Below are 3,003 nucleotides of genomic sequence, written 5' to 3'. Positions count from 1 at the left end.
AGGGTACACTTTACTTCTATACATGGCCAGATGCTCTCTTCCACCTAAAAAGAGGGGTTTTATGTTGTTTTTTTAATTGATGTATATATACAAAAAATAGAAAGGCGGACATGCATCTGAAACACTTTATTATTTACCTCTTTTTAAACATATTATCGATCCTCGTTATGATGCTAATGTATCACTTGTTTTGGAATCAAAAAGGGAAACATTCGCCTAAACTGAATTCAACTATGTTTATATTATTTTGCAGCGTTGCCACAATTCTTTGTATTTCTTTTGCTGCAAAAACAACTAATGGATTTCAATTTGATATGCGTCATATCGTATTAGTTATCAGTACTTTAACTGGAGGCCCTGTTGCCGGTGGGGCCATTTTAATTGTATTAAACATATACCGTTTCTTAATAGGAGGAATAGGAGTCTTTCCATCCGCCGTCGGTTCTATTCTTTTATATGTCGTCCTACTTTCCACATATAAATTTTTCAACAAAGGATCGAATCATATAAAAATTATACTTGCCATTTTATATAGTCTTACATATGGATTCGTTTGGGTTCCTGCTTTTCTTCTCAAAGTACCTAATTCTGAATACTATCTTCCTTATATTGTTGCGTATGAACTATGTGCAATAATTGGTACAATTCTTATTCTGTATTTATTGAACATACTTCAATTGCAAATTCGTTTACAGGAAGAACTTATTAACGCTGAGAAGTTTCATCTTATTGGGGAAATGGCTGCTTCTATTTCCCATGAAATTCGTAATCCTTTAACTTCAACAAAAGGTTTTTTACAACTTCTACAATCTGACGACTGCTCTGAAAAAGATCGAAAGTTATATACAGAAATAGCTATCCATGGGATTGAACAAGCAAATCATGTTCTCACAGATTATTTAACATTTGCAAAACCAAGTATTGAGAAAGAACAAGTGTTACAACTAGAAGATGAATTACTTCATGCACTATCTCTTATTACGCCACTAGCTAATTTAGCAAATGTTCGTATACATTACATAAAACAAAGTAGCCCGTTTCTTATTTCTGGCGAAAAACAAAAATTCAACCAATGCTTGTTAAATATTCTTAAAAATTGTATTGAAGCTATGCCTAAAGGTGGTGACCTGATTCTCACATTAGTGCCTGATCATAAACATATACGATTGTATATAAAAGACAATGGAATCGGTATGGATCCAGAACAAATGAAACGCCTTGGCTCTCCTTTCTATTCTACGAAAGAGAAAGGAACCGGACTTGGAATGATGGTCGTATTCAGCGTCGTCAAAGCAATGGATGGAAAAATTGATATTACAAGTGAAAAAGGCATTGGTACAACCTTCCTATTAACTTTTCCACTCATACAAAAAACGTGATGAAATGATCATCACGTTTTTTCAGTTTCATCCACAAGTTCAGCAAAAGTCTTTACTTTTCCATGTGGTTTTTGATTTTCTTTTCGCGCTTTCCAAGCACGTTCTTCTTCTTTTTTCTTCTTTGACATACTCTCAGCTCCTTCTTATCCTTTCCTCATGTATTATTCCAAAATAAGAAGAAAAAATATGCATTACTCCAATATATAAAGTGAAACTTTAATCAGTGGGTGTTTTCTTCATCTCCCACTGATTATTAGTTGAACCAATCGGACTTTTACGGGCAGTTGATTCCCCACCTAACTTCTTTGCTTTTGCTGAATTTTGAGGCGGGGATCTTAAAAACGTTCATTTTCTAATTACTCTTCCTCCCCACTAATTATTAGTCCTCACTAGCCGAGCTTTTACAAGTGCTCATCTTCATCCTTAGCTTTTTTATTTCCGCTGAAATTAGAGGTGAATGCAAATAGCAGGATAAAATAAAAGAAGTGAACCAACTAACTATTGGCTCACTTCTTTTATTCCAAATGATACGCACTCTATCTTTGTAAAATAGCATATTTCGCTTCTTTCAATTGCGTAAGATGTCTCTGTTCGTGTAAATCAAGAAATTGAACCCATTGATATAAATTAAGTTCATGAAAAACAGGATGCTTTAATGAATTTTCAAGTAATTCTTTTTCATCTATAACACCATGGAGCGTATGCAATAATTCTTGTCGTGAATGATCAAGTAACTGAATCACTTGTTGTTTTTTCATTAGTGTTTCCGTTGGTTGCATTTGTTGAGGAGCTTCTCGTTTGTGTGTCCGATCAAGAGTAAGCTGGAGGTCTTTGAATGGAGCTTCTTTTCTTTCCTTTTTTTGCAAAGCATATACAAGAGCTGATGTAACAGATTGTTCAATGAGATGTAAATGATGCAAAATTTGAATAATACTCCATTTATCACGCCGAGGCTTTACATTCACTTCTGTATCATTTAGCATCTCAATTTCTGATAGCAGTGTACTTCTTGTAGATTGTAATGATTGCAGCAAAGTTTCTAAACTAACATCCATATTAGATTGAAGCATAATTCTCCCTCCTCTTTTTGGTGAAAAGAGGTGCTTCTTATTTAGAAACACCTCTTTTGAATAAATCTGAATTTTCTTTTATTATCTCATTATTTGATACATGTGTCGATGATAAACCTTAAAAAAACAGTATATGTTTTTTACAATTTTGTGTCATCTACCGCACGTAACCATGCTTGAATCTCCGTAATTACTCCTTGTACACAACCCTCTGTAAATGGAGATGTCAAATTCGCAATTTCTACTAATTGTAGGAAGGATTGACTTCCTCCCTGTTTACAAAGGTTCACATAATCTTCCCATGCTTCCTGTCTATTGTCCCGTGCACGTTTCCAAAATTGTAATGCACAGATTTGAGCTAATGTGTAATCAATATAATAGAAAGGCGAGTTATAAATATGACCTTGACGTTGCCAGAATCCACCACGTTCTAAATAATCATTATCCTCATAGTCTCGATGTGGTAAATACTTTCTCTCTATATTACGCCATGCTGCTTTACGCTCTGCTGGCGATGCCTCTGGATTTTCATATAATGTGTAGCATCCTAGCCC

At 34.5% G+C, this 3,003-nt stretch carries 3 protein-coding genes and 1 pseudogene; 1 reads left to right on the top strand and 3 read right to left on the bottom strand.

Translation table 11 applies throughout. From position 1 onward, the window contains the following. Nucleotides 1-170 precede the first annotated feature (170 nt). A complete protein-coding gene (locus COO03_RS23610; RefSeq protein WP_097899438.1) occupies nucleotides 171-1,379 on the top strand; it encodes an ATP-binding protein in 1,209 nt (402 codons plus the stop codon). An 11-nt stretch (nucleotides 1,380-1,390) separates the two neighbouring features. Here COO03_RS23610 and COO03_RS27860 read toward each other — a convergent pair whose 3' ends face one another. The 3 genes and pseudogenes from COO03_RS27860 to COO03_RS23595 form a co-directional block, all read right to left on the bottom strand. Beyond that, complete coding sequence (locus COO03_RS27860; protein WP_097899437.1) at nucleotides 1,391-1,507, bottom strand: DUF6254 family protein; 117 nt, start codon at nucleotides 1,505-1,507, stop codon at nucleotides 1,391-1,393. Nucleotides 1,508-1,915: 408 nt separating this feature from the next. Continuing rightward, nucleotides 1,916-2,449 (bottom strand): DinB family protein, encoded by a 534-nt coding sequence (locus COO03_RS23600; RefSeq protein ID WP_097899436.1) that lies wholly within the window; start codon nucleotides 2,447-2,449, stop codon nucleotides 1,916-1,918. Between the two features lie 140 nt (nucleotides 2,450-2,589). Further along, nucleotides 2,590-3,003: pseudogene (locus COO03_RS23595) on the bottom strand (M3 family metallopeptidase); the annotation flags it as partial.

Source organism: Bacillus sp. AFS098217 (genome assembly GCF_002551815.1).
Taxonomy (GTDB): Bacteria; Bacillota; Bacilli; order Bacillales; family Bacillaceae_G; genus Bacillus_A.
This window is presented reverse-complemented; position numbering and strand designations above follow the sequence as displayed.

Bases quoted from the DNA above. Each gene is read 5' to 3' on its own strand.
- COO03_RS27860 (WP_097899437.1), bottom strand. From the start codon at position 1,507: ATGTCAAAGAAGAAAAAAGAAGAAGAACGTGCTTGGAAAGCGCGAAAA.
- COO03_RS23600 (WP_097899436.1), bottom strand. From the start codon at position 2,449: ATGCTTCAATCTAATATGGATGTTAGTTTAGAAACTTTGCTGCAATCA.
- COO03_RS23610 (WP_097899438.1), top strand. From the start codon at position 171: ATGCTAATGTATCACTTGTTTTGGAATCAAAAAGGGAAACATTCGCCT.